The sequence below is a fragment of the Chitinilyticum litopenaei DSM 21440 genome (genome assembly GCF_000428145.1).
Lineage (GTDB): Bacteria > Pseudomonadota > Gammaproteobacteria > Burkholderiales > Chitinibacteraceae > Chitinilyticum > Chitinilyticum litopenaei.
Window position 1 is genome coordinate 14,297 of record NZ_ATZJ01000034.1, and the last position, 24,001, is coordinate 38,297.

Sequence of the window (24,001 nt, forward strand, 5' to 3'; positions counted from 1 at the left end):
GCCCCCTCTTCTTCTGGTGATTGCACTCATGCGCTCAGCCATTGCCAGACGATTGCGCCCATCAAAAAGAAAATCCCCACCACCACCAGCAGAGCCACCAACGCCACGATCAATTTGCGGAAGGTGTAGCCCAGGCAGAACAGAATCAGCCCGGACACCAGATAGATCACCTTGGCGGTCGTGGTGTGCACCATGAAGTACGCCATTGGGCTGAGCCAGCCATGCAGGAAATAGATGCCGATTGCCGTCACCACGGCCGGCACCAGGATGTTCATGGTGGATTCGTTGTGCGCGCGCAGCTCCTCGTCGGAGTAAACCGAATCGCCGATGCGATGGAAAGCCATACCTCGTCCTCCTAGGGGGTCAAATCGTCCAAATATCCTATTTTGGGATATTTTAGACTGAATGGTCCCATGCGTGGATGAAGTCCATCCACGATCCGCGCTACCGGCAGTTTATCGAGCAGCTTATTGCGCTGCGGGAAGCGCGCGGCACGACCCAGACCCAGCTTGCCGATCTGCTCGACAAGCCGCAGTCCTATGTCGCCAAGGTGGAAAACCTCGACCGCCGTCTGGACGTGGTTGAGCTGGCCGACTGGTTGCATGCGCTGAAAACACCGCCGCATCAGTTCATGACCCAGCTGGCTTGGTGGCAGGTCTAGCTTCAGCAGCTTGCACTGCGGGCTCGACTTCTTCCCAGCCCTCCAGCTTCCCCTCCCAAAATGATTCCCACGTCAAACGCGGTGGTCCGCCGTTTACAGCGTCCTCATCGGGTAATGGCAGCCAGTCGTGCCCGTTTTGTCCAAGTGAAGAGGTTTTGTCGCGAGAGCGCTCCTCTGCCGTGTGATCTGAAGCCACTTGCTGTTGCCGTACCAGTTCCCGTACTGCATCGCGCTGATACAGACGCAGCTGCTTGTTCTTGCCAAACCGGTGCGGCTGCACCAGCCCCTGCTTCTCCAGGTTGAGCATGTGCGTGCGGTGCATGCCCAGCATCCGTCCGGCCTCCGTCGCGGTGAGATACCTCCCGCGCAGCTGCCTGACCGTCTCGACATCCTCACGGGTCACGAAACGCCAAATACCGAGATCGATCACCTTGATGATGCCGGTGATCACCCAGTTCGAACGGAACCACGGAACGCCCACACCGAGCAGCTCGGCGGCGGCATCGATTGACAGCAGATCATTACGCTGCAGGGTGCGCGCGAGCTTCCAGTAGGAATCGCGCTCAACACGGGCGGGACGATAAATCTGTGCCGTGCGCTTTAATATGCCTCGGCGCAGCAGTACGGCGACCTGCTGCGTGCTGATCCCCAGCAGCTCCGCGACCTCTGCTGTCGCGATCCCGTCGGGTTGGGCTTTGCACTGGTGGTCTGCTTTACGCTTGCGGCCGGTGCGGGTGGGGTATTGCGTGATGGTCCGCAGCATCTCCGCATCTACGCGAGCAACATCGGCTCGCTTGAACAGGGAAGTCAGAACCCGATCAATGCCGGGGCCGCCGATGGCCTTGATACCCAGGCTTTTGAGTTTCTCCGCGAGATTCGTGGCGTTGACGCCCCACTCCCGCGCCAAGGTACCGACCAACGCAAATTGCTGCTCGAAGAGACTGACCTTATCGAGTGAGACCATCATCTTGCGGCAGCGGTTAACGGTGCGATTCCGGCCAGGGAGCCATTTCGCTGCAATCAGTGAGCGGATCACCTCGGGGTGCACCTGCCAGCGCGAGCCCAGCATGGTCACATCGAGCCAGCCGTCGTCGGCAACGAGCTCGCTTTGATCACTTCGAATATCCGGCCTAGCATCGGGTACGCGTTGGCGATCCAAATAGGCCTCGATCTGGCCGAGCGGGATTTTGGGCTGTCGCCCTCCTGCTGCTGGCCATGGCAACGCGGCAGTTCGGATCAAGGTCGCCAACTCCGCCGCCGAGACGCGCAGCACGGCACACACTTCCCGCTTGGTCAGCGCCCCTGCGACAGGTCGACCGGGGGTGTATTGCCATTCCACGCACGACACTTTATTCAGTACCTGCTCTGCCCACTCGGCGATGGCAGGATCAGCAGTCAAAAACGGCAGCATGCGGATGCGGGGATGCGTTGTCTTGCCTTGGGCTAGCTGATCCGCAAGCTGGTCAACGATGGTAGGACTGTCGCTGAACCAGGCGACTGCCATCACGAGCCGGTCAAACGCCACTTGCGGTGCGTCGCCCCGGCCGTCGAACTGGCGCAACGCTTCCCAGAAGCTCAGCACACTGGTCACTGCTGCAGCGTTGTTCTGCTCAAACAGCGATTCCAGGGCAAACAAGGGGAATGGCTTGATCCGAGCGGCCTTCATCGTGGTCAGCGATGCTTGGCAGTGATTGCAGCGTCGCAAGCCGCCACGGCCGGGGCTCAAGGCTTTGCCGCAAGCGGTGCACCGGTCCAACAGCAGGCAACGGTGAGCAATGCAGCCGGCAAAGGGCAAGATGGACCATTGCCGCCGCCAATACGGCGATTCACCCAAGCACAGCGGGCAGAATCGGGTGCCGTCGAGCACGAACAGCGAATCCGTGACGGGTAGCGACCTGAACAGTCTTGGGCTACGCGAGGTAGGCCCGGCGCGCAGCCAAGCCAAATCAGCTGCCTGCTCGCCAAGCCCAAGGGCCTGCACTAACTGGCGATACCGTTTGGGATCAGCCCAGTGTGCGATCAACGCCTCCTCGCTGGAGACAGTGCAGATTTGCGAGAGCAACTGATAGACCGAAGCATGGCCGTTGGCCTCGGCGGCACGGATCAGCAGGCTGGCTGGAGACTCGTCTTCGTAGGGAAGCGGTCGAACCGGGATGGGGTAGGTTTTCATCTACCCTCCCGCAGCGCGGCTGCAAGCGTCGCCGGCGAACCCTTGAACGGGTTGTCCCGGCTCAGACTGGCTTTTGCCGTAATGCCGGCATCCCAAGCCAAGACAAAATCCTCCAGCGTGAGCTGGTTGGATTGCGCGTCCAGTGCAAAGCGCACGGCCTCCTTGACCAGGGCCATGACGAACGCCGGGGAGCCGCCCGTTGCGGCATAGATTTGCAGGGCAATATCGTGCCGATCCAGATGCGGCACAGCTTGAAATTGCAGCTTGTGCAGCAGGGTGTGCTTGATCTGGGCGAGGAAGAGCAGCAACGCCCCAGGTTCGGCTGTCGTCCCAACCCGTAGGGGTGGTAGCGAAAATTCCAGTGGAAAACGTCGTGCAAGCTGGCTGTCGATGGCAAGGATCGGAGCGAACTGAGGCAAGCCGACCAAGCAGAACGTGACCTTGGTTTCATTCACCAAGGACTTGATCCAGTTGCAGACGTTGCTGTTGATTCGCGTGCTGGTTTTGCGGATATCGAACAGATGGTGAAACTCATCCAGAAGCACCAGCTTCGTTTCACACGCACCCAGCAGCCTACAGAGCCGCTGAGTCATCTGTGCCGTATTTCCCGCCAATGGACTCGGATCATTCAGTCTGGCCAGCAAACTGGCGGCGACCGTTTTGACGGTTGCGGGTGATGGCACCTCTGCATAGAAGGCTGGGATGAGGGTCTTTTCCAGCCGCTGTTCGACTTTGGTCGTACTGGGCATCTGGGCCAGGATGGCGCGGCAGACGGTGGTTTTACCCATGCCACCATCCGCCAGGAGCAGACTGCCCACTGGCTCGCGATAGACCTCGGATTTCGCGACGCAGTCCTGAATGCCCTGCATAGCCTGCGCCCAGGAAGGATGTGGAATGACCACCTTATCGAGCAGCGCAACGCGTTGGAGTGTAGTGGTAGTCTGCATATTCACCACTCCAGCTCAAACGCGGTATATGGCACATCAGTTGTGTCCGCTACAACGAGGTGGGCGGTCTTGGGGCTGGGCAATGCGGGCGTTGGGATGACGGGACTGGGCGCTGCCACAGCTGGACGGCTTGGTTTTGCTTCTGCCATCTGAGTCTGTTGTTGCAGCGCATTGGCCTCGCGCCCCTGGCCATTGGTGAGCTTGCGCAGGCGTTTTTTACCGATTTGGCTGGCGCTATGGATCTCCTCCAGCAATCGAGCGCGAGCCAGGGCATTCGCGTTAGGGCCAAGCTTTTTGAGATCGGCCTGTGAAAACGACTTTTTGATGCGCTTCGACTCGGCGTGCATATAGCAATCGAGCCCGACCGTGTATTCCGGATCGGTCGATTCGGCGAGGATGAAGGTGTCTTTTTCGGCGGGATGCTGAATTAACACCGAGTGCAGGTTCAGATCGTTGACCAGCACGGTGACCCGATCCAACCCTTGCGTTTCCAGTGTTGCCAAGGCATGCGAAAAATATTCGATGTTATCGACCTGCACCCGGCCACGCTGAATGGTCCGCATCTCCGGCCGTCGTGCCAGGGCATCGACATCCTCAGCCGAAAGCGCGAGCGGTGCGATCTCCTTGGCCAGATCTTCCCAAGCCAGAATTGGTGCGCGGCCGGTGCGGCTATGGACGGTCTGGTGATACACCTCGTTGACCCATTGTTCGATCAGGTCAGCCACTTGATTCAGCGTCAGGCACGCGTGCTTGGCCGAGTCGTATTCACCGCGCGCTACCGGGTTCGAGAAGGTCGTCCCAGCCAGCTTCTGGATCAACCCTCGGGTCAGGATGTAGAAGAAACGCTCGATATGCGCCTTGCCATTGGGGTCTCTGATTTGTGCTGGCGAGAGGATGATCGCCAGCGCCTCGCAGACGCGCATAAACGCAGTGTTCTTAAACTCAACCCCGTTGTCGGGGACGATAATGATCGCAACACCGCCCGGCAGGCCGCGATTCGGTCGGGTCAGCATGTCGCGCAATGCAGCCAAGGCCGTTGCAGCGCTCGGCGGGTACAGGCTGATATGCATGCCCACTACGGCACGTGTACACATATCAAACAGGCAAGTCAGGTACGGCCGCCCTAACACCTCCCCGGTATCCGGATCGACGACCTGGATGTCCAGTTGGTGGGTATCCAATTCAACAACCGAGAGCAGTGCGCCCGCTCGACGTGTTCTGCCTGCCGCACGGGCAATTCGGTTCGCGGCAAGCTCACCGCGCTGCGCGCGGGCGACGACATAGGGGTCAAGCTGCTTGAGCCGGCGCTGAATCGAACGCAACGTCGGCACGCGAATGTCGGTGTGGAATGCAGAGCACAAGCCCGAAGCAGCCAATTTGCCGACCACATAGCTGCGAATATCGACCGCACTGGAGCGCTCAGGCTTCAAATAAATTTGCTGTATCGCCTCATTGATCAGCAGCTCGACCTCGGGATCGAATTGCAGGGTGTAATTTCCTGACCCCCTCTTCCTGAGCAAGCCCTGTTCGCCGTGCAATTCAAAAGCACGAAGCCAATAAATGACAGCCCTGTCAGTGGGTGGGGTTGGATCATTCAGCTCAGCGGCAACCTGCTGGATCACGGCATTAAGGGCTTGGCGCGCGGTGGGGTGCGGCAGCTGGCGCAGCACTGCCTCCACATAACGATGCTTGCGAACCAGTGCCGGCGCATTGTGCGCATGGACAGTACGTCGCACCGAATCGCCCTTCACCTCTATCTTGTTGGTGCGCACAAGTTCAGCGAAGTCAGCCAAGGGCATCTTGTGCTGGCGACCGCCCGCCGTAGCGGCGTAGCGAACCATGCCTCGGGCCACGAAGACGACTTCAAACTCGGCGCCATGTAACTCGAAGCGCAGGCCGACCTGGGGATCGATGACAGCTGCGGTCATAGCATGCCCTCCAGCTCGATTTCCTCCGGCGCGTGCCAGTGCCGATGGAAGGCCAAGTAGTCCGCTAACTGCGCCGGAAAGCCGGCTTCGATTAGATGGCGATGGGCCTGCACAAGCGAAGTCGGCTGAAATGCAGTCAGCACTTCCGCGCCCAATTGGACTTGGGCGGCGGTCCATACCTGTAGATGACCGCGCACGTAGCGCTGCAGCAGCCATTCCAAGTGCTTCCGATTTGGAAGTTGCGCTGTATCCACCAGCCGAAAAGGCACCTGCGCCGATTGCAACACGCTGCTAATCAGCTCACACCGGTCCAGATACGCTCGGGATAGGTGGGCTATCGATGGCTTCACCTCGTGTAGCTCAAAGCCACCATCCACCAACTCAACCAGAAAATCGGGGAAAGCCGACTGCCCTGCTGGCAATGGGATGTGAACCGCCTGGGTGCGATAGCGCAGTACCGCTGGCGAGCGTTCTAGCACGGCCGCGTAGGCCAGCTCCAGCTTGCTTTCGAGCGGAATCGCACCGCCCGATTTGCGGCTGGGGAACAGCGAGGTGCTCCGTCCTCGTGCGCCTTGGTGGATACGCCGAACCCCATGCAGGGTATTGGCGACGGAAGGAGAATGCCGAAATGCGGCATCGATCTGGGCAAGTATCGGCCGGGCACCCTCATCCGAGGCGTGAAGTAACTGCTGGCAAGGTATGCCAGCACCGTGCTGCAAAAGCATGGTGTCTCCCGAAGAAAACGCGCCAAAACACGGCCAGACAAGGCATCTGGAAGACGTGCATCGGCGCGGCCCGCCCGAAGTACGGGCGTGACTTGACGACGGGCTGCGTTCGGAAGACACTTCAGGTGCGAACTGTTGTAGGTGTCTTCAGATACCGCAACCGCAGACGGACCCGAAAGGGTCCGTTTGTGTTTATGGGTTCAGTTCAGTGTTTGATCTGCGTCTTGTCTCTTCCCCTTACTGAGCAACCCGGTTCATTAGGCTCAGGTCCCGCTCCAAAAGTCCCCTCTTCATTCCCAACGCAACGGCAATACGGTGGCTCTGTCCCCGTGTCGGGACATGCCGCGACCGCAGCACCTGATACACCAAGGTGGGATTGAAACCGTTATGGCGCGCCCATTCCGCCACAGAGATACCGCGTAGACGGAATTCTTCCAGCACGTCCGCCGTGGTCCGAGTCATGTGCGTGACCTCCAATTTACGAAGTTCCAAGACAAACTTACCCGAACGTCAAAACAGCCTCAAGTAGTTGATGTTATTAGTTTTTTATCGTCAAACCTTTCTAGGCGGCAGCTAAAAATGGCTGTTCAAGTTCTGGTGTTTGCCATCTAGACGCCCGATATTATTCAGCCTACCTGCCCCGAAAACCCGAGGAATGACGCGTTTCGTAGGCTTGGAGACAGCCCCGCAAGCATCTATGCTCAATAACTAATGATTAGCCGTCAGAGCTAGCGTAGGGAGGATGTCTATGCAGGCAAATAGCGCCTTGCTTCTACCGGGCCGCATCAGCGCCCTATATGCCCAATCAGCGCAGCACACCGTGCACACCGCGCGCTGCCTGGCATACCTCGCTCCACCCATTCCCTCGTGTATCGCGCCACAGCTGGTGCGGGATTAAGCATGCGCATATTGCATACATCCGACTGGCATCTGGGCCAGCACTTCATGGGTAAGACCCGACAAGATGAGCATCAGGCCTTTGTCGCCTGGTTGGTCGATCAGGTCGAGGCGCATCAGGTCGATGCGGTTCTGATCGCTGGGGACATCTTCGATACCGGCGCGCCGCCCAGCTATGCGCGGGAGATCTACAACGCGCTTATCGTCAGCCTGCACGACACAGGTGCCCAGCTTGTCATACTGGCAGGCAATCACGATTCGGTGGCGACGCTGGGCGAGAGCAAGCATTTGCTGGCTCGCCTCGGCACCCATGTCATTCCCGCTGTTGCCGACTCGCTGGAAAGCCAGCTACTCGTGCTCAAGAATCGCGCAGGCCAACCCGCCGCATTGCTGTGTGCGATCCCCTTTATTCGCCCCCGCGACGTCATGCAGAGCCAAGCTGGACAGAGCGCGGAAGAGAAACAACTGAGCCTGCAAGAGGCCATCCACGCCCATTACCAGCAGCTGTATGCGCTAGCAGAAGCACGCCGAGCCCAATACGAGACCCGTTTGCCGATTGTCGCCACCGGCCACCTGACCACAGTAGGTGCCAGTGCCAGTGAATCGGTACGCGAAATCTATGTGGGGTCGCTAGAGGCCTTCCCCACCACTGCATTCCCGCCAGCTGACTACATTGCACTCGGCCATATCCATCGGCCCCAAAAGGTCGGGGGGCTGGAACATATCCGCTACTGCGGCTCGCCTATCCCGCTCAGTTTTGATGAACTCGGCCAGCGCAAAGAAGTGTTACTGGTGGATGTGGGCGAAACGGGGTTTCAGCATGTCACAGCCCTCCCTGTACCACTGTTTCAGCCACTTGCCAGTGTCAAAGGCACCTTGGCGGAACTCGGTCCAGCCATCCAGGCCGCAGCGGAATCAGCGCTGCCGGGGCATCCCGTGTGGCTGGAGGTCACGGTTAAAGGCGATGACTATCTGTCTGATCTGCAGCCACGGATTCAAGCCTTGACCGAAGGCTTGCCGGTTGAAGTGCTGCGCATTCGGCGAGATCGCAGCGAAGTCGCTGCTCGGCTACATGCTGAGGCCAAGGTCACGCTGGATGAGCTCAGCCCGGACGATGTCTTTGCCAAACGACTGGAACAGGAAGAACTACCTGAAGAGATGGCCCAGCAACTCAAGCAGCGCTACCAAGGCATTGTGGCGCAGCTGCGCGAGGGGTCGGCATGAAGATCCTCACCCTGCGCCTGAAGAACCTCAATTCGCTCAAGGGTGAGTGGAAGATCGATTTCACCCAGCCACCTTTCAAAGACAACGGGCTGTTTGCCATTACTGGCCCAACCGGGGCCGGTAAGTCCACCCTGCTCGATGCCATCTGTCTGGCGCTGTATCACGAGACGCCAAGGCTCAAAAATATCTCCGCCTCCTCGAACGAAATCATGACCCGGCACACGGCCGACTGCCTGGCCGAGGTGGAATTCGAAGTGAAGGGGCAGATTTACCGTGCATTCTGGAGTCAGCGGCGTGCGCGCGATAAAGCCGATGGTGCACTTCAGGCTCCCAAGGTCGAGCTCGCAGATGGTGATGGCACTATCCTGACGACCCACAGCAATGACAAACTCGAGCGCATTGAAGCCATCACCGGCCTCGACTTTGGACGCTTCACCAAATCGATGATGCTCGCCCAGGGTGGCTTTGCGGCCTTCCTGAACGCAAAAGCCAATGAGCGGGCTGAACTGCTGGAAGAGCTGACCGGCACCGACATCTACGGGCAGATTTCGCAGCGCGTGTTCGAACAGGCACGCGATGCGAAGAACGCGCTCGATCAACTCAAGGCCAAAGCCGACGGTGTAGAGCTGCTGCCCGACGACAAGCGCCAAGCGATGCAGACGCAAATCGCCGAATTCACGGAGCAATTGGCCTTACTGCAAAGCGAGCTCGGACAACTGCAACAGCTGCGCCAGTGGCGCCTGCAGCTGGCGCAGGCAGAACAAGCCGCGCTGAGTGCCAAGCAAGCGGAAGACGCCGCCATCGGCGCATTACAGGCGGCACAGTCACAACTGCAACAGCTGGAAATCAGCGAGCCCGCAGAGGCGATCCGCCCAACCTTTGAAGCATGGCAAGACGCTGACAACCGCCTGCAGCGCACCCAAGCTGGCTTGAGTACGGCACGAGAAACACTGGCTGCTACGCAGCGGCAAGCGATCACCGCACACTGGCAGGCAAAGCTGGTTGCCGAAGGATTGGCCGAGCGCGAGGCACAGCTCTGGCAAGCGCAAAAGGACAGCGTCGAACAGCTGGAAACATGGCAGACCGAGCACGCCCACTTCGCCGCTTTGGGGGAAAAGCTGAATGGCTGGCAGGTTGAACACCGGCAGCTAGAGCAAGCCCGCCAAGCCATCTCAGCCCTAGAGGCGCAACGGCAGAAACAAGCCCAAACACAGGCCGAGGCCGCTACACAGATTGCTGGCCAACGTCAGACCCAGCAGCAGGCGCAATCGCGCCATGCGGAGAGCCAAAACCTCGTCGCCGCTGCGGAGCAGCAACTCAAGCAGCAGTTGAACGGCAGCACACTGCAAGCGCTGCGTGAGCATTGGCAACACACACAGGAACAGGTGATCGCCTGGCAGCAAATCAGCGCCGTGGCCGAGCAACTGCGCCGGAACAGCAAGCAATGCACGGAGCAGGAAAGCGATATTGCGGCGGCTAACCAGCAATTGCTGGAGCGGCAAGCCGCCTTGGATACAGCCCGGAATGACTATCGCCAGCTAAAGGAGCAGGTAGAGGACAAGCGCAAGCTGCTTCAGCAAGAGCAACGCATTCAGAGCCTGGAGGCCCACCGAGCGGCCTTGCAACCCGGTGAGGCATGCCCACTGTGCGGCTCGCCCGAACACCCCGGCGTTCATCGCTATCAGCAGCTCGATATATCGGCCACCGCGCTCGCACTTCAGGATAAAGAAACGGCACTGCAGCAGGCGCTAGAAGCTGGCCAGGCGATTAAAAGCGAGATCGATCAACTAACCGGCCGCCTAGCGCAGTACCAGCAGGCACTAACCGGGCTGGTTCAAACGCAACAAGAATTCCAAACCAAGTGGGATGCAGCGGCTCCCGCCCTAGGGCTAGCAGCAACGGCTTGGCAAACACCCGATTTGCTGACGCAAGGGCTAGAAGACAAGGCACGGCAGGAAGCCGCGCTAAAGGCCAACCTTGAGCAAACCGAAACGGCACAGCAAGCCCTGGTGAAAGCCCGCGAAAGCGAGGCAGCACATGCTGCGCAGCGACAAGCAGCAGACGCGCAATTGGCACTACTGCAGCAAACCTATGATCAAGCTGCCCAGCGCATCAACGAGCTTGAGCAGCAAATTGCCAAGGATGCAGCAGCCCAGCAGGAAGCAGCGAAGGTGCTCAGCGCCGCCATTGCTGATTCCGGCTTTACCCCAACCGACGATATGACTAGCTGGCTGGAAAGCCGCCAGCAAGACTGGCAAAGCTGGCAAGCGCAGCAGAATGCACTGCAACAACAAACCATAAGCCTGCAAAAGCAGCAGCAGCGCAACGAGCACGCAGCTAGCCAGAAAGGGGCATGGCAAACACGCTGGGACAAACTGGTCGTACCTGCGCCAGAAAAAGAAGCCGACATCGCAGCCAGTGAAGCACTGCTGGAGCAGTCCGCTGCGCAAGTCGAACAACTCACGGCGCGGATCGCAACCTTGCAGGGCCAGGAAGCGCAATTGGCCGCAGATTGGCAAACCCAGCAGCAAGATTGCGAAGCCACGAAAGCCACCTGGCTAGCGGCTTTGGCGCACAGCCCTTTTGTCGACCAAGCCGCCTTCGCGCAAGCGCTGCTACCCGCTGAAACCCGCCAACAGCTACTCGCTTTGCGCCAACAGCTACAGCAAGCGCTCGAACGCAGCCAAGCCGTACGGCAAACAGCGGATGCTGCGCTGCTCCAGTTGCAAGAACAAGCGCTCTCCCCGCTCGGCCTTGTCGAGCTAGATGCACAAATCACGGCGCTGGATACACAACGGCAAACCATTTACGCAGAACAAGGTGCGCAACAGGCGCTGTTACGCGACGACGCACAGCGCCGAGACAACCAAGCCGCCCTATTCGAGCAAATTACTGCGCAAGTTGCTGACGTAGATATCTGGCAACGGCTCAATAGCCTGATCGGCTCCAAAGAAGGCGACAAATTCCGCAAATTTGCCCAAGGGCTAACGCTAGACCACCTGATGCATTTGGCTAACCGGCATTTGGAACGGCTGCATGGACGTTATCTGCTGCAACGTAAATCTGTTGGCGAGCTAGAGCTAGAGATAGCTGATACTTGGCAAGGAGATGTAACAAGAGATACTCGAACTCTGTCAGGGGGGGAGAGTTTTCTAGTTAGTTTGGCACTTGCACTGGCCCTATCTGATTTGGTTAGTCAAAAAACATCTATTGACTCGCTTTTCCTAGATGAGGGATTTGGAACGCTTGACACCGAAACTCTGGAAGTAGGACTGGACGCCCTCGATACAATTAACTCCACAGGAAAAATGATAGGGGTAATTAGTCACATAGAAACTCTAAAAGAGCGAATAAGCACGCAAATAATGATCAAGAACATCGGCGGCACAGGAACTTCCTACATTAGCATTAAAGAGTAAAAACGAATACAACACAAGAGGAGAGTATCATGTCAATAAAGAGCATCACAAAAATATCAAAATATGGGATTTTCAATGAAACATCCAATCACGGCGTAAACGACTTTGACAAGTACAATCTCATTTACGGATGGAATGGCAGCGGAAAATCTACTCTTTCAACTGTATTCTCCAGCATCGAACACAAGTCCATTTCAGCCAATTTTCCTCACGGCAGCTTTTCCATCACCCTTGCCGATGGCACAAATATAACATCAGAAAAGATACAAGCCGCCAGCCTCAATATTTACACCTTCAATCAAGATTTTATTGATCAAAACATCGCCTGGAATAGCGTCGTAAAAAGAATCTTATTACTGGACGAGAAAAAGATCAAAGAGAGAGAGGATCTGGATGCGAAGAAACAAAAGCAAAAGGCTGACACAGAGCTTTATGAAAAAGAGTTGAGTGAGCTAGCCAAGATAACCACGTCCCTTCAAAAATTCGGCACAGACAGTGCCAGACACATTAAATCAAGCCTTCAGTCCATCGACACTTCAGATAAATACTATATTAACTACGACAAGAGAAAGTTCGAAACCTTCATAGAAAACAATCAATCCGAAACGGCTTTAATTGAATCAATACTGGATGAGAAAAAATTAATAGAAATAACCAATGCAGCCAAGCCCGTAAAGCTGCCTGCCGTTAGTTTTAGCAAGGTTGAGATCAGTTCATCGCTATTAGAAAAGGCCAAGGAACGCCTTGAGGACATCTTCAAAACTACCTTCATTAGCCAGACCATAGACCGACTAGAGAAAAATCACGACATCAGCACATGGGTTGAATCGGGTCTCACTCTTCACAAAAAGCATGCAGTGGAAACATGTGAATTCTGCGGCGAGAAACTAAGTGAAAAGAGACTAAAGGAGCTTCAGAATCACTTCAACGATAATTACAAGCTATTTCAAGAGCGCTTAGAAAAGGCGAGTGAGTGGCTGACATCTCAATATGTCAATGAGCCCCCACTACCTACAGCCAATGAGTTTTATGAAGAATTTAAGGACTCATACATAAAGGCCAAAGATCACCTAGCAAATACAATTAAGCAACTAAACGAAGAAATTAAAGCCTGGGGCAATGTTCTTTCAGAAAAAATGAAGAACCCCTTAGAAACTAATTTCAAAATAGAAAGCATAAGCCCAACAGCAATCACGTCTTTTAATAAAACAATTTCAGAACTAGATTTGATCGTGCGGAATCACAACCACAAAACAGATAACTTCGAGGCAGAAACAACAAAATTAAAAAAACAACTAGAACTTCATTATGCTACAACGGAAATTCAATCGTTTGGCTACAACGAAAAGAAAGAATCATTAAAAGCCCGCACGGAAAAGAACTCTAATCTAAGGTCGGCAATCGACACCAGAGCCCTTGAGATAAATAGTCTAGAACAATCGCTAGCCAATGAAGGGATTGGCGCAGAGAAATTCAACGAAGCTCTTCACAGATTTCTAGGAAGAGGGGAACTAACCCTCAGATTCAACTCGCAGAAAAAAGGCTACGAAATAATTAGGTATAACACCGAGACAGCAAATGGAAAATTAAGCGAGGGAGAAAAAACAGCCATAGCCCTCGTCTACTTCATGACCAAAATAAAAGAGAACGGGAATAAGATCGAAGATAGCATAATTGTTGTCGACGACCCGGTATCAAGTTTCGACTCAAATCATCTATTTCATGCCTATTCATTTTTGCGTAGCAATTGTGAAAATGCAAAGCAGCTTTTTGTTTTAACCCACAATTTCACGTACTTCAAGCTAGTTAGAGACTGGTTTGAGGGTGTCAACAGAGGAAGAATTCGAAAACAAAAGACTCCAAATGCATTCTTTTATTCAATTGAATCATCAGGAGTACCACGCTCATCCACTATTAAGAATGCGGGAAGCAGCCTCATTCATTACAACTCAGAGTATCATTACATATTTTCTCGCCTAAAAGCTTTTGCAAACCAGCCATCTCTTTCACGAGACGAAGCATTTTTAACCGCAAACCTTGCCAGAAAGCTTCTAGAGTCTTTCTTCAGTTTCAAGTATCCGAAACATCGAAGTGATATCGCACAACTCATGGAGCGCGGCTTAAAAGACAGCAAAGAAATCACGCCTGAGGTGAAAGAGAAGGTATACCGATTTATTAATAAATACTCCCACTCTGCCGTCATAGAAATAAACGAAGATTCATCCGAAAACTTGGTGGGAGAAGGACAAAATGTTATCGGCGAAATTTTCAAATGGATTGAAGAGGTCGATTCAACCCACTACCAAGAAATGCTTCAGGTAGCAGAAGAAGTATGACCAAGCAAAAAAACGCCTCGCTATCGCGAGGCGTTTTTGCAGCTGAAAAATTGCGTGTCGTCGGGTGAAAAATTATGCGTCGTAAATGAAAAATTATCTGTCGCCCGACGCACTCAACTGCATGCATCCCCCTTATCAAAAACATACATCCAGCAAATGCTCTTGAATCAATCCCAGCTCAACGCCCCACCAGTCTGATACTCGGTGACGCGAGTCTCGAAGAAGTTCTTTTCCTTCTTCAGATCAATCATCTCGCTCATCCACGGGAAGGGGTTGGTCGCGCCCGGGAACAGCTCGTTCAGGCCAATCTGCTGCAGACGGCGGTTGGCGATGAAGCGCAGGTATTCCTTGAACTGGCTGGCGTTCAGGCCCAGCACGCCGCGCGGCATGGTGTCTTCGGCGTAGGCGTATTCAAGCTCGACCGCCTTCTGGAACAGACCATAGATTTCGTTCTTGAAGTCTTCCGTCCACAGCTGCGGGTTTTCCATCTTGATCGTGTTGATCAGATCGATGCCGAAATTGCAGTGCATGGATTCGTCGCGCAGGATGTACTGGTACTGCTCGGCGGCGCCGGTCATCTTGTTCTGGCGCCCCAGCGCCAGGATCTGCACGAAGCCGACATAGAAGAACAGGCCTTCCATGATGCAGGCGAACACGATGATCGAGCGCAGCAGCTGCTGGTCGGTTTCCAGCGTGCCGGTCTTGAATTCCGGGTTGCACAGCACGTCGATGAAGGGGATCAGGAATTCATCCTTGTCGCGGATCGACGTCACTTCGTTGTAGGCGTTGAACACTTCGCCTTCGTCCAGGCCCAGGCTTTCGACGATGTACTGGTAGGCGTGGGTGTGGATGGCTTCGTCAAAGGCCTGGCGCAGCAGGAACTGGCGGCATTCCGGGCTGGTGATCTGGCGGTAGGTGCCGAGCACGATGTTGTTGGCGGCCAGGCTGTCGGCGGTGACGAAGAAGCCGAGGTTGCGCTTGACGATGCGCATTTCGTCTTCCGACAGTGCGCCCATCTTCCACTGCTCGATGTCGCGCTGCATGTTCACTTCCTGCGGCATCCAGTGGTTCGCGCACTGCGCCAGGTATTTTTCCCATGCCCACTTGTGCTTGAACGGCACGAGCTGGTTGACGTCGGTGGTGCCGTTGATCACCTTCTTGTCGACCGCATTCACGCGCTGGGCGCTGGCGGCGTGCGACACGCTGCTGGTGGCAGCGGCCGGGGTGCCTGCGAAGGCGGCGGCCGGCTTGGGCTGGGCGGCGGGGGTGATTACGTCATCATCGAAGTTCAGTGACATGGGTATTCCTCTGTAGGTATCTGTTTACAAGACATGTAGGTGATTACTGCGCGGTGTATTCACCGGCAGGCAAGGGCTTGATCTGAATATTGCTGGTGTCGCTCACTTTCCAGACCTTTTGCATGAAATTGAAATCGCGGCCCTGCTGGTTGCTCAGCGTGGCGCTGGGGCGGTAATTGAGCGACAGGTGCGCGTCGCCCAGGTAGACGACTTCGCCGGCCTTGACGCTGAAGCGCTGCGCAAGCGGCACGCGCACGTATTCGCGGCTGCGCATCATGCCGATGTCGACCACCCAGCTGCCATACATCTGCGTGACGGTGTAGTCGCCGGCGGGCAGCTGCACGGCGTGCAGCTTGCCGGTGGCATCGGGGTGATTGCCCGGCGCGGTAATGCTGGTGGCGTCGTTGGTGCTCAGGTAACCGCGGCCTTGTGGGCCGACGACCTCGATGCCGGCATCGGGCAGGCTGTCGCTGCCGCCCAGGCTGTCCAGCGTAACGGCCAGGATGGCGTAGCCCTTGCCGGCGGCGGGCTCCAGCTTGCCGTTCACGGCAACCTCGGGACGCACGGCGGCGCAGCCGCTCAACGTGGTGGCCAATACGGCGGCAATCAGTGCTGTTTTCATGCTGCATATCCTTCTTCGGCGGCAATGCGGCGCACTTCGGCCAGCCAGAAGGTCTTGTCGTGCTCCGGCAGCCAGCTCGCCACAAAACTGTTGGAAATCAGTTGGATAAGCTCGCCGGCACCGAGGTTCAGCGCGGCCCGACTGGCGGTCAGATTGGTGTTCAGATAGCCGCCGAAATACGCCGGGTCGTCGGAGTTGACCATGGCGACCAGGCCCGCCGCGAGCAGCTCGCGCAGATTGTGCTTCGCCAGATCGTCCACCACGCACAGCTTGAGGTTGGACAGCGGGCAGACGGTGAGCGGAATCTGCTCCTTGGCCAGCCGCGCCACCAGCGCCGGGTCTTCGGTGCAGCGCACGCCGTGGTCGATGCGCCGCGATTTGAGCAGATCCAGCGCCTGCCAGATGTAGTCGGCCGGGCCCTCTTCGCCCGCGTGCGCGACGGCCGGCAGGCCCAGCTCGGCGCAGCGCGCGAACAGCCGGGCGAATTTTTCCGGCGGATTGCCGCGCTCGCCGGAATCCAGCCCCACGCCGTCGATACGGCTCAGGTAGGGCATGGCCTCTGCCAGCGTGGCGAAGCCGTCTTCCTCGCTGAGGTGGCGCAAAAAGCACATGATCAGCTTCGAGGTGATGCCGAACTGCTTTTCGGCCTGCGCCAGCGCACGGCGAATGCCTTCGATGACGGTGAGAAAGTCGATGCCGCGCGCGGTGTGCGTTTGCGGATCGAAGAAAATTTCGGTGTGGACGATGTGATCGGCCTGCGCCCGGCGCAGATAGGCCCAGGTGAGGTCGTAGAAATCCTGCTCGGTGACCAGCACACTGGCGCCGGCGTAGTAGAGGTCGAGAAAGGATTGCAGGTCGGTGAAGTTGTACGCCGCGCGCACTTCCTCGACGCTGGCGTAGGGCAGCACGATTTCGTTGCGCTCGGCCAGCGCAAACATCATCTCCGGCTCCAGCGAGCCCTCGATGTGCAGATGCAGCTCGGCTTTCGGCAGCTTGCGGATCAGCTGCTCCAGCGGATGTTCGTTCATGAGATCCAAACCCTTTTTAACCACAGCGACACAGAGGCACGGAGCAAACCGGCGTGCTGCACAATCAAAACCTCAACGCAGAGGCGCAAAGGCGCAGAAAAAAGCAGGAGAAAACCAATACATCAACACCCATCAAGCCAAAACCCTTTAAGGCAAAAGGCTGCGGCCATATACCCAGCAAAACGCAGGGACGATTAGCACAGCGTAATCGTCCGGATGTATTTCATGCGTACGAATACATGCGTACGAATACGCTGCGCTATTCGTACCTACCAAATCCGTTGGGCTTCGCTACGCTCAACCCAAGCTACAGCAACCACCTATGCCGATTAGCACGCCCCGCCCTGAAGCCGCCGAGAAGCGCAGGTTTTTCGGGATCAGAAGGAGGACGTGTCTGAGGGGCGCAGCCCCGAGTTGTCCTCCTTCCCCGAAAAACCGAGCATCGCAGGGTAGCCGCCGCAGGCGGCCGGCGGACCGGGCTCGGCTTTGGGGTGAAGGGGGATTTGCCGAGACAAATCCCCCTTCCCGCTAGCCGGGCGGAACCGGCGTGTAAAACAACGCGCCGAAGGCGCTTAAATTCTCTCAAATAAACACACATCCGTACGAATACGCTTCGCTATTCGTACCTACGCGGGCTGCAGATCGGTAAAGTTGTACGCCGCCCGCACCGCCTCGACGCTGGCATAGGGCAGGACAATCTCGTTGCGCTCGGCCAGCGCGAACATCATCTCCGGCTCCAGCGAACCCTCGATGTGCAGATGCAGCTCGGCTTTTGGCAGCTTGCGGATCAGCTGGTCCAGCGGATGATCATTCGTCATGGCAAAACCTTTTTAAGCACACCGACACAGCGGCACAGAAAACGACGAGATAACGCAATACATCAACACCCATCAAGCCACAAGCATTCAAAAACAATGGCTGCAGCCACATACCCAACAACACACCGTAGGGTGTGAAAATCCCGCAGGGATTTGCGCCCCCTACTCGGCTACCAAATCCGTTGGGGTTCGCAGCACTCAACCCAAGCTACAGCCACCACTACCGCCCATGAGCACGCCCCGCCCTGAAGCCGCCGAGTAGCGCAGGTTTTTCGGGATCAGAAGGAGGACGTGTCTGAGGGGCGCAGCCCCGAGTTGTCCTCCTTCCCCGAAAAACCGAGTCCCCCAAGGGGATTTCCTGCGGGGCACATCGCAGAACCCGAAGGCCGGCGGACCGGGCTCGGCTTTGGGGTGAAGGGGGATTTGCCGAAACAAATCCCCCTTCCCGTTAGCCGGGCGCCCCACAGGGACTCCCTGCGGTCGGAACCGGCGTGTAAAACAACGCGCCGAAGGCGCTTAACCTCACCCCAACCTACTTACGAAAATCCATCCAGCCAGCAGGTTGACCGTTCAAATCGTACTCGAGCACCACGTTACGGCGTAGGGCGTAATCGCCGAAGGCATTACGCCGCACACGTTGATATGCCCTCATCCGGCGTATTGCCGCTCGCGCGGCGAATACGCCCTACGCCTGCTTACTGGCAAGCCTCGCAATCCGGGTTGTCGATCGAGCAGAACTTCGCATCAGTCGCCGGGGTATTGTCCACAGGAGCAGCAGCAACCGGAGCTGCAGCGGCATACCCGCCATCCACCGGAACCGCATTCAGCTCGCCGCCACGGCCGGTCGATTTCTCGGCCGAGGACGCGCCCAGCGTGCGCAGGTAGTAGGTGGTTTTCAGGCCACGCACCCACGCCAGCTTGTATAGCTCGTCCAGACGCTTGCCCGAGGCGCCAGCCATGTAGATGTTCAGGCTTTGCGCCTGATCGATCCACTTCTGGCGGCGCGAGGCCGCTTCAACCAGCCACTTCGGATCCATTTCGAAGGCCGTGGCGTACAGCGCCTTGAGGTCTTCCGGAATGCGGTCGATGCGCTGGACCGAGCCGTCGAAGTACTTCAGGTCGGAGACCATCACTTCGTCCCACAGGCCGCGCGCCTTCAGGTCACGCACCAGGTTTTCGTTGATGACGGTGAATTCGCCGGACAGGTTCGATTTCACGAACAGGTTCTGGTAGGTCGGCTCGATCGAAGCATCCACACCGACGATGTTGGAAATCGTCGCGGTCGGCGCAATCGCCAGGCAGTTGGAATTGCGCATGCCGTATTCCTTGATGCGTTCACGCAGCGCGTTCCAGTCCAGACGCTCGGTGCGATCCACGTCGAGGAAACCGCCACGGGCCTCCATCAGCAGATCGAGCGAATCGTGCGGCAGCACGCCCTTGTCCCACAGCGAACCGCGGAAGGAGGCGTAGGTGCCGCGTTCCTTGGCCAGCTCGGTCGAGGCCCAGTAGGCGTGGTAGGCCAGCGTTTCCATCGAGGTGTCGGCAAATTCCACTGCGGCATCAGAAGCATACGGGATGCGCAGCTGGTGCAGCGCGTCCTGGAAGCCCATCAGGCCCAGACCAACCGGGCGGTGGCGCAGGTTGGAATTGCGCGCCTTGCGGACCGGGTAGAAGTTGATGTCGATGACGTTGTCGAGCATGCGCATCGCCACACGCACGGTGCGGGCGATCTTTTCGCCATCCAGCTCCAGCGCGCCATCGGCATTGGTCTTCAGGTGGTTGGCCAGATTCACCGAGCCCAGATTACATACGGCAATCTCGTTCTCGTTGGTGTTCAGCGTGATCTCGGTGCACAGGTTGGAGCTGTGAACCACACCCATGTGCTGCTGCGGGCTGCGAATGTTGCACGGGTCCTTGAAGGTGATCCACGGGTGGCCGGTTTCGAACAGCATGGTGAGGATCTTGCGCCACAGCGACAGCGCCGGAATCTTCTTCACCACCTTCATTTCGCCACGGGCGGCCTTGGCTTCGTAGCGCACATAGGCTTCTTCGAAAGCCTTGCCGTACAGATCGTGCAGATCCGGCGCCTCGGAAGGCGAGAACAGGGTCCAGTCGGCCCCTTCCATGACGCGGCGCATGAACAGATCCGGAATCCAGTTCGCGGTGTTCATGTCGTGCGTGCGGCGGCGGTCGTCGCCGGTATTCTTGCGCAGCTCGAGGAATTCCTCGATGTCGGCGTGCCAGGTTTCCAGGTAGGCGCAGACAGCGCCCTTGCGCTTGCCGCCCTGGTTGACGGCCACGGCCGTGTCGTTCACCACCTTCAGGAAGGGAACGATGCCCTGCGACTTGCCGTTGGTACCCTTGATGTGGCTGCCCAGTGCACGCACCGGCGTCCAGTCGTTGCCCAGACCGCCGGCAAATTTCGATAGCAGCGCGTTTTCCTTCAGTGCTTCGTAGATACCGTCCAGATCGTCGGCCACGGTAGTCAGGTAGCAGCTGGAGAGCTGGCTGCGGCGCGTGCCGGAATTGAACAGCGTCGGCGTGGACGACATGAAGTCGAAGGTGGACAAGACGTTGTAGAACTCGATGGCGCGGGTTTCGCGGTCGATTTCGTTCAGCGCCAGGCCCATGGCCACGCGCATGAAGAACACCTGCGGCAGCTCGATGCGGGTGCCGTCGATGTGCAGGAAATAGCGGTCAAACAGCGTCTGCAGGCCCAGGTAGCCGAACTGGTAATCGCGGGTGTAGTCGAGCGCCGCGCCCAGGCGGGCCAGGTCGTATTGCGCGAGCTTTTCGTCGAGCAGCTCGGCCTCGATGCCCTTCTTGATCAGCTTGGGGAAGGCTTCGGCGTAGCGGGTGGCCATGTCTTCATGGCTGGTTTCCTCGCCGAGCACTTCGCTGCGCAGCACGTCCAGCAGCAGGCGCGCGGTCACCTGGCTGTAGGCCGGGTCTTTTTCGATCAGCTGGCGCGCCGCCAGAATGACGGACTTGCTGACTTCCTCGCTGGGCACGCCGTCATAGATGTTCTTCAGCGTTTCATTGAGCATCGCCTGCTGGTCGGTGACGCTTTCCAGGCCGATGCAGGCCGAGGCGATCAGCGCCTTGAGGCGGCCGAGATCCAGCGGACGGGTGCTGCCATCGGCCAGCTTGACGTTGATGGCATGGTGCACATCGGCAGCCAGGTCTTCACCCTTGGCGTGACGGTCCTGCGCGCGCTGCTCGCGATACAGTACGTAGGCGCGGGCCACGTCATGCTCGCCCGAGCGCATCAGCGCCAGCTCGACCTGGTCCTGCACGTCCTCGATGTGGATGGCGCCGCCTTCGGGCTTGCGGCGCATCAGTGCATTCACCACGGCGTCGGTCAGGCGCGCCACCTGCTCGCGCACGGCGGCGGAAGCGGCGGCATGGCTGCCCTGCACGGCGATAAAGGCCTTGGTCATGGCAACCGAGATCTTGGAGGGCTCGAAAGGCACCACGGCGCCGTTGCGGCGGATAATCTTGTAGTCGGTGTAGGCAATGGTATTGCCCAGATCAGCGGCCGAGCGGCTCATGGAAGCGCTTTCAAGCGTAGCGTACATGCAGGGTTCTCCAGCTGTGGATAAAATGTTGATTTTATGTGAAGAAACACAATATATTGTGCCTCGCCCGGTATATTGACACAAATACTAGGGTATTGAGTCGGGTGGCGCAAGCGGGGTTTTCTGTGCTAACGAGGCGCCGGAACGCGCGGCCAGCCCCGCTGTGCCATGGTTTTTCAGGCGCTATCCGCGCGCAGCCCAACCACTGCAAGGGCTGGGCGGCCATACCTGCCGGGGGATGCGCCAGGCGCCATCCGGCGGCCCGAGGCGCGATCCGCCACCCGGCAGACGGGCCCCTGGCTGGCAGTTGGAATTTCACAACAAGCGAAAGACTTGCGACAGAAGCTTACAAGACCTGCGGGCCGACCTGCGGCGAACAACGCAGAGGCCCTGGCTTCGGCAAGCACGCTCGAAGGCTTTACTGATCAGGCGGCCAGCTCAGCAACTCGTCATGCCGGCGTCCCACGGGGATGACGGATTGTGCCTTGCCGAGGTAGCGACCCAGGCAGGACGCTTCATGGCCCAGGCGGCATGGCGCGGTCTTGCCGCTGCCGCGCTGACGGCATTCCGCTTGTTACGGGGGAGTACCCGGAAAAAACAAAGGCCACCCCGCAGGGTGGCCTCTGGCGGATCGGGATACGGCTTATTTCAGGTGGCTGCGGATCACTTGCAGCATCTGCCCGAAGACCTTGGGCGTGCCACAGAGAATGTCACCGGACTCCATGAATTTCTCTTCGCCATTGAGATCGGTGACCAGGCCACCGGCCTCCTGCACGATCAGCGAGCCGGCCGCGATATCGTGCGGCTTGAGATCAAATTCGAAGAAACCATCGAAGCGGCCGCAGGCCACCCAGGCCAGATCCAGCGAGGCCGCGCCCGGACGGCGCACGCCACCGGCCTTCTGCGCCATGTCGCGGAAGATGTTCAGGTAGTTTTCGAGGTTGTTGAAATGGGTGTAGGGGAAGCCGGTACCGACCAGCGCATCGGACAGCTCACGCACCTTGGACACGCGGATGCGGCGGTCATTCAGGAAAGCGCCGACGCCACGGGTGGCGGTAAACAGATCATTGCGGTTCGGGTCGTAGATCACCGCCTGGGTGATGATGCCCTTGTGCTCGAGCGCGATGGAAACGGCATATTGCGGCACGCCATGCAGGAAGTTGGTGGTGCCATCAAGCGGGTCAATGATCCACACATAATCCGATTTGCCGCGGCTGCCCGACTCCTCTGCTAGAATCGCGTGGCTCGGATAGGCCTCGAGAATGGTTTCGATGATCGCGTTTTCCGCAGCGCGGTCGACCTCGGAAACGAAATCGTTGTGTCCCTTCTTTTCGGGAGTGATGTGGTCCAGATTGTTGGACGCACGCTGGATAATGGCAGCAGCGCGGCGAGCGGCGCGCACTGCGGTGTTCAGCATCGGATGCATGGCTTTTTCTGCTTGAAAGAACGGATTTGGCCGCCATTCTACCCGCCCTTGCCTTTTGAATAAACTGGAACTTTTTAAACTGGAATCCCCCGTAATGCCCTCTCCCGGTCCGTCCACCGACTGTCTGGCGCGTTTTCGCGTCGTGCTCTCGCACACCTCGCACCCCGGCAATATCGGTTCGGCGGCGCGAGCCATGAAAACAATGGGGCTCACGCGCCTCTATCTGGTCAACCCGGAGGAATTTCCCTCCGACGTGGCGCGCGCCCTGGCATCCAGCGCCGATGACGTGCTGGAAAACGCCATCGTCTGCAGCAGCGTCGAAGAAGCACTGCGCGGCACCACCATGCAGGTGGCCATGACGGCGCGCCGCCGCGAGCTGACCCAGCCGCTACAAACGCCGCGGCAACTCGTGCCCGAGCTGCTGCAGGAAGCGCACAGCGGTGGCGAGGTCGCACTGCTGTTCGGCCCGGAAACCAGCGGCCTGACCATCGACGAGGTGCGCCAGTGCAACCGCCTGATCACCATTCCGACCAATCCGGACTACTCCAGCCTGAATCTTTCGCAGGCCGTGCAGGTGCTGACCTACGAGCTGCGTTCGCAATTGCTTGATGACGTGTCGCACCTGGAAAAGAAGGCGCCACTGGCCAGCCACGAGTATCTGGAGCTGTATTTCGAGAAACTGGAAGAAACGCTGCTGCAGATCGGCTTTCTCAAGCCCTACGCCCCCAAGCGCCTGATGCCGCGCTTGCGCCGCCTTTACCAGCGCGCCAGCCCCGAACAGGAAGAGGTGGATATCCTGCGCGGCATTCTGCGCGCCACGCTGGAATACGAGCGCAATCCGGACGCCCCCAAAAAGCTCGACGAAGGCAAGTAAAGCAGCAAAAACACAGGGTATTGCCTTGCAGCCTTTTACTCATATTGGCT

General features: G+C 57.8%; 17 protein-coding genes and 1 pseudogene. 6 read left to right on the forward strand and 12 right to left on the reverse strand.

What is annotated here, in order from left to right; all coding sequences use genetic code 11:
• Window positions 1-26: 26 nt before the first annotated feature.
• The gene (locus C515_RS0112600) at window positions 27-344 is read right to left on the reverse strand and encodes a hypothetical protein (RefSeq protein ID WP_018749718.1); all 318 of its coding nucleotides are present in this window, start codon (window positions 342-344) and stop codon (window positions 27-29) included.
• A gap of 77 nt (window positions 345-421) precedes the next feature.
• Between C515_RS0112600 and C515_RS0112605 the strand changes: the two genes are divergently transcribed.
• On the forward strand, window positions 422-661 hold the full coding sequence (locus C515_RS0112605; protein WP_018749717.1) for a helix-turn-helix domain-containing protein: 240 nt from the start codon (window positions 422-424) through the stop codon (window positions 659-661).
• Here the strand turns inward: C515_RS0112605 and C515_RS0112610 are convergent.
• The 5 genes from C515_RS0112610 to C515_RS0112630 form a co-directional block, all read right to left on the reverse strand.
• Window positions 630-2,831 carry a TniQ family protein gene (locus C515_RS0112610; RefSeq protein ID WP_028455832.1) on the reverse strand — a complete coding sequence of 734 codons (2,202 nt, stop codon included), beginning with the start codon at window positions 2,829-2,831 and terminating at the stop codon, window positions 630-632. The genes C515_RS0112605 and C515_RS0112610 overlap by 32 nt on opposite strands.
• Window positions 2,828-3,778, reverse strand: a complete 951-nt coding sequence (locus C515_RS20905) for a TniB family NTP-binding protein (protein ID WP_043649410.1) — start codon at window positions 3,776-3,778, stop codon at window positions 2,828-2,830. Before C515_RS20905 ends, C515_RS0112610 begins: the two co-directional genes overlap by 4 nt.
• Window positions 3,779-3,780: 2 nt before the next feature.
• Window positions 3,781-5,706 carry a TnsB C-terminal domain-containing protein gene (locus C515_RS0112620; protein ID WP_028455833.1) on the reverse strand — a complete coding sequence of 642 codons (1,926 nt, stop codon included), beginning with the start codon at window positions 5,704-5,706 and terminating at the stop codon, window positions 3,781-3,783.
• A complete protein-coding gene (locus C515_RS0112625; protein WP_211234052.1) occupies window positions 5,703-6,431 on the reverse strand; it encodes a hypothetical protein in 729 nt (242 codons plus the stop codon). Before C515_RS0112625 ends, C515_RS0112620 begins: the two co-directional genes overlap by 4 nt.
• 237 nt (window positions 6,432-6,668) lie before the next feature.
• On the reverse strand, window positions 6,669-6,893 hold the full coding sequence (locus C515_RS0112630) for a DNA-binding protein (RefSeq protein WP_028455835.1): 225 nt from the start codon (window positions 6,891-6,893) through the stop codon (window positions 6,669-6,671).
• A gap of 438 nt (window positions 6,894-7,331) precedes the next feature.
• Here C515_RS0112630 and sbcD point away from each other — a divergent pair, with 438 nt between their 5' ends.
• From sbcD to C515_RS0112645, 3 genes are read left to right on the forward strand one after another with little or no spacing between them, the layout of a single operon-like run.
• A complete protein-coding gene (gene sbcD, locus C515_RS0112635; protein ID WP_028455836.1) occupies window positions 7,332-8,552 on the forward strand; it encodes an exonuclease subunit SbcD in 1,221 nt (406 codons plus the stop codon).
• Window positions 8,549-11,971, forward strand: coding sequence for an AAA family ATPase (locus tag C515_RS0112640; RefSeq protein ID WP_028455837.1), 3,423 nt, complete (start codon window positions 8,549-8,551; stop codon window positions 11,969-11,971). The genes sbcD and C515_RS0112640 overlap by 4 nt, the downstream gene beginning before the upstream one ends.
• Before the next feature lie 29 nt (window positions 11,972-12,000).
• The gene (locus C515_RS0112645; protein WP_028455838.1) at window positions 12,001-14,307 is read left to right on the forward strand and encodes an AAA family ATPase; all 2,307 of its coding nucleotides are present in this window, start codon (window positions 12,001-12,003) and stop codon (window positions 14,305-14,307) included.
• Window positions 14,308-14,474: 167 nt separating this feature from the next.
• Here C515_RS0112645 and C515_RS0112650 read toward each other — a convergent pair whose 3' ends face one another.
• From C515_RS0112650 to C515_RS0112660, 3 genes are read right to left on the reverse strand one after another with little or no spacing between them, the layout of a single operon-like run.
• Entirely contained in the window at window positions 14,475-15,605 is a 1,131-nt protein-coding gene (locus C515_RS0112650) for a ribonucleotide-diphosphate reductase subunit beta (RefSeq protein WP_043649414.1), read from the reverse strand.
• Window positions 15,606-15,648: 43 nt separating this feature from the next.
• Window positions 15,649-16,227 carry a hypothetical protein gene (locus tag C515_RS0112655; RefSeq protein ID WP_028455840.1) on the reverse strand — a complete coding sequence of 193 codons (579 nt, stop codon included), beginning with the start codon at window positions 16,225-16,227 and terminating at the stop codon, window positions 15,649-15,651.
• The gene (locus C515_RS0112660) at window positions 16,224-17,255 is read right to left on the reverse strand and encodes an adenosine deaminase (RefSeq protein ID WP_028455841.1); all 1,032 of its coding nucleotides are present in this window, start codon (window positions 17,253-17,255) and stop codon (window positions 16,224-16,226) included. The genes C515_RS0112655 and C515_RS0112660 overlap by 4 nt, the downstream gene beginning before the upstream one ends.
• A 53-nt stretch (window positions 17,256-17,308) precedes the next feature.
• Here C515_RS0112660 and C515_RS23585 point away from each other — a divergent pair, with 53 nt between their 5' ends.
• Entirely contained in the window at window positions 17,309-17,653 is a 345-nt protein-coding gene (locus tag C515_RS23585; protein ID WP_144290452.1) for a hypothetical protein, read from the forward strand.
• Window positions 17,654-17,890: 237 nt separating this feature from the next.
• On the opposite strand, the pseudogene C515_RS0112665 reads toward C515_RS23585, so the two are convergent.
• The 3 genes and pseudogenes from C515_RS0112665 to C515_RS0112675 form a co-directional block, all read right to left on the reverse strand.
• Window positions 17,891-18,073 (reverse strand): annotated as a pseudogene (locus C515_RS0112665) (adenosine deaminase); the annotation flags it as partial.
• 695 nt (window positions 18,074-18,768) lie between these two features.
• Complete coding sequence (locus C515_RS0112670; protein ID WP_028455843.1) at window positions 18,769-21,651, reverse strand: ribonucleoside-diphosphate reductase subunit alpha; 2,883 nt, start codon at window positions 21,649-21,651, stop codon at window positions 18,769-18,771.
• A 643-nt stretch (window positions 21,652-22,294) separates the two neighbouring features.
• Window positions 22,295-23,077: an inositol monophosphatase family protein gene (locus tag C515_RS0112675; RefSeq protein WP_028455844.1), complete on the reverse strand. Its 783-nt coding sequence runs from the start codon at window positions 23,075-23,077 to the stop codon at window positions 22,295-22,297.
• Between the two features lie 94 nt (window positions 23,078-23,171).
• Here C515_RS0112675 and C515_RS20910 point away from each other — a divergent pair, with 94 nt between their 5' ends.
• Window positions 23,172-23,951 carry an RNA methyltransferase gene (locus C515_RS20910; protein WP_051304904.1) on the forward strand — a complete coding sequence of 260 codons (780 nt, stop codon included), beginning with the start codon at window positions 23,172-23,174 and terminating at the stop codon, window positions 23,949-23,951.
• The last annotated feature ends 50 nt before the right edge of the window (window positions 23,952-24,001 follow it).

What these genes read in the sequence shown, in the direction of transcription:
- C515_RS0112600 (WP_018749718.1), bottom strand. Translation starts at nt 344, where the DNA reads ATGGCTTTCCATCGCATCGGCGATTCGGTTTACTCCGACGAGGAGCTG.
- C515_RS0112605 (WP_018749717.1), top strand. Translation starts at nt 422, where the DNA reads ATGAAGTCCATCCACGATCCGCGCTACCGGCAGTTTATCGAGCAGCTT.
- C515_RS0112610 (WP_028455832.1), bottom strand. Translation starts at nt 2,831, where the DNA reads ATGAAAACCTACCCCATCCCGGTTCGACCGCTTCCCTACGAAGACGAG.
- C515_RS20905 (WP_043649410.1), bottom strand. Translation starts at nt 3,778, where the DNA reads ATGCAGACTACCACTACACTCCAACGCGTTGCGCTGCTCGATAAGGTG.
- C515_RS0112620 (WP_028455833.1), bottom strand. Translation starts at nt 5,706, where the DNA reads ATGACCGCAGCTGTCATCGATCCCCAGGTCGGCCTGCGCTTCGAGTTA.
- C515_RS0112625 (WP_211234052.1), bottom strand. Translation starts at nt 6,431, where the DNA reads ATGCTTTTGCAGCACGGTGCTGGCATACCTTGCCAGCAGTTACTTCAC.
- C515_RS0112630 (WP_028455835.1), bottom strand. Translation starts at nt 6,893, where the DNA reads ATGACTCGGACCACGGCGGACGTGCTGGAAGAATTCCGTCTACGCGGT.
- sbcD (WP_028455836.1), top strand. Translation starts at nt 7,332, where the DNA reads ATGCGCATATTGCATACATCCGACTGGCATCTGGGCCAGCACTTCATG.
- C515_RS0112640 (WP_028455837.1), top strand. Translation starts at nt 8,549, where the DNA reads ATGAAGATCCTCACCCTGCGCCTGAAGAACCTCAATTCGCTCAAGGGT.
- C515_RS0112645 (WP_028455838.1), top strand. Translation starts at nt 12,001, where the DNA reads ATGTCAATAAAGAGCATCACAAAAATATCAAAATATGGGATTTTCAAT.
- C515_RS0112650 (WP_043649414.1), bottom strand. Translation starts at nt 15,605, where the DNA reads ATGTCACTGAACTTCGATGATGACGTAATCACCCCCGCCGCCCAGCCC.
- C515_RS0112655 (WP_028455840.1), bottom strand. Translation starts at nt 16,227, where the DNA reads ATGAAAACAGCACTGATTGCCGCCGTATTGGCCACCACGTTGAGCGGC.
- C515_RS0112660 (WP_028455841.1), bottom strand. Translation starts at nt 17,255, where the DNA reads ATGAACGAACATCCGCTGGAGCAGCTGATCCGCAAGCTGCCGAAAGCC.
- C515_RS0112670 (WP_028455843.1), bottom strand. Translation starts at nt 21,651, where the DNA reads ATGTACGCTACGCTTGAAAGCGCTTCCATGAGCCGCTCGGCCGCTGAT.
- C515_RS0112675 (WP_028455844.1), bottom strand. Translation starts at nt 23,077, where the DNA reads ATGCATCCGATGCTGAACACCGCAGTGCGCGCCGCTCGCCGCGCTGCT.
- C515_RS20910 (WP_051304904.1), top strand. Translation starts at nt 23,172, where the DNA reads ATGCCCTCTCCCGGTCCGTCCACCGACTGTCTGGCGCGTTTTCGCGTC.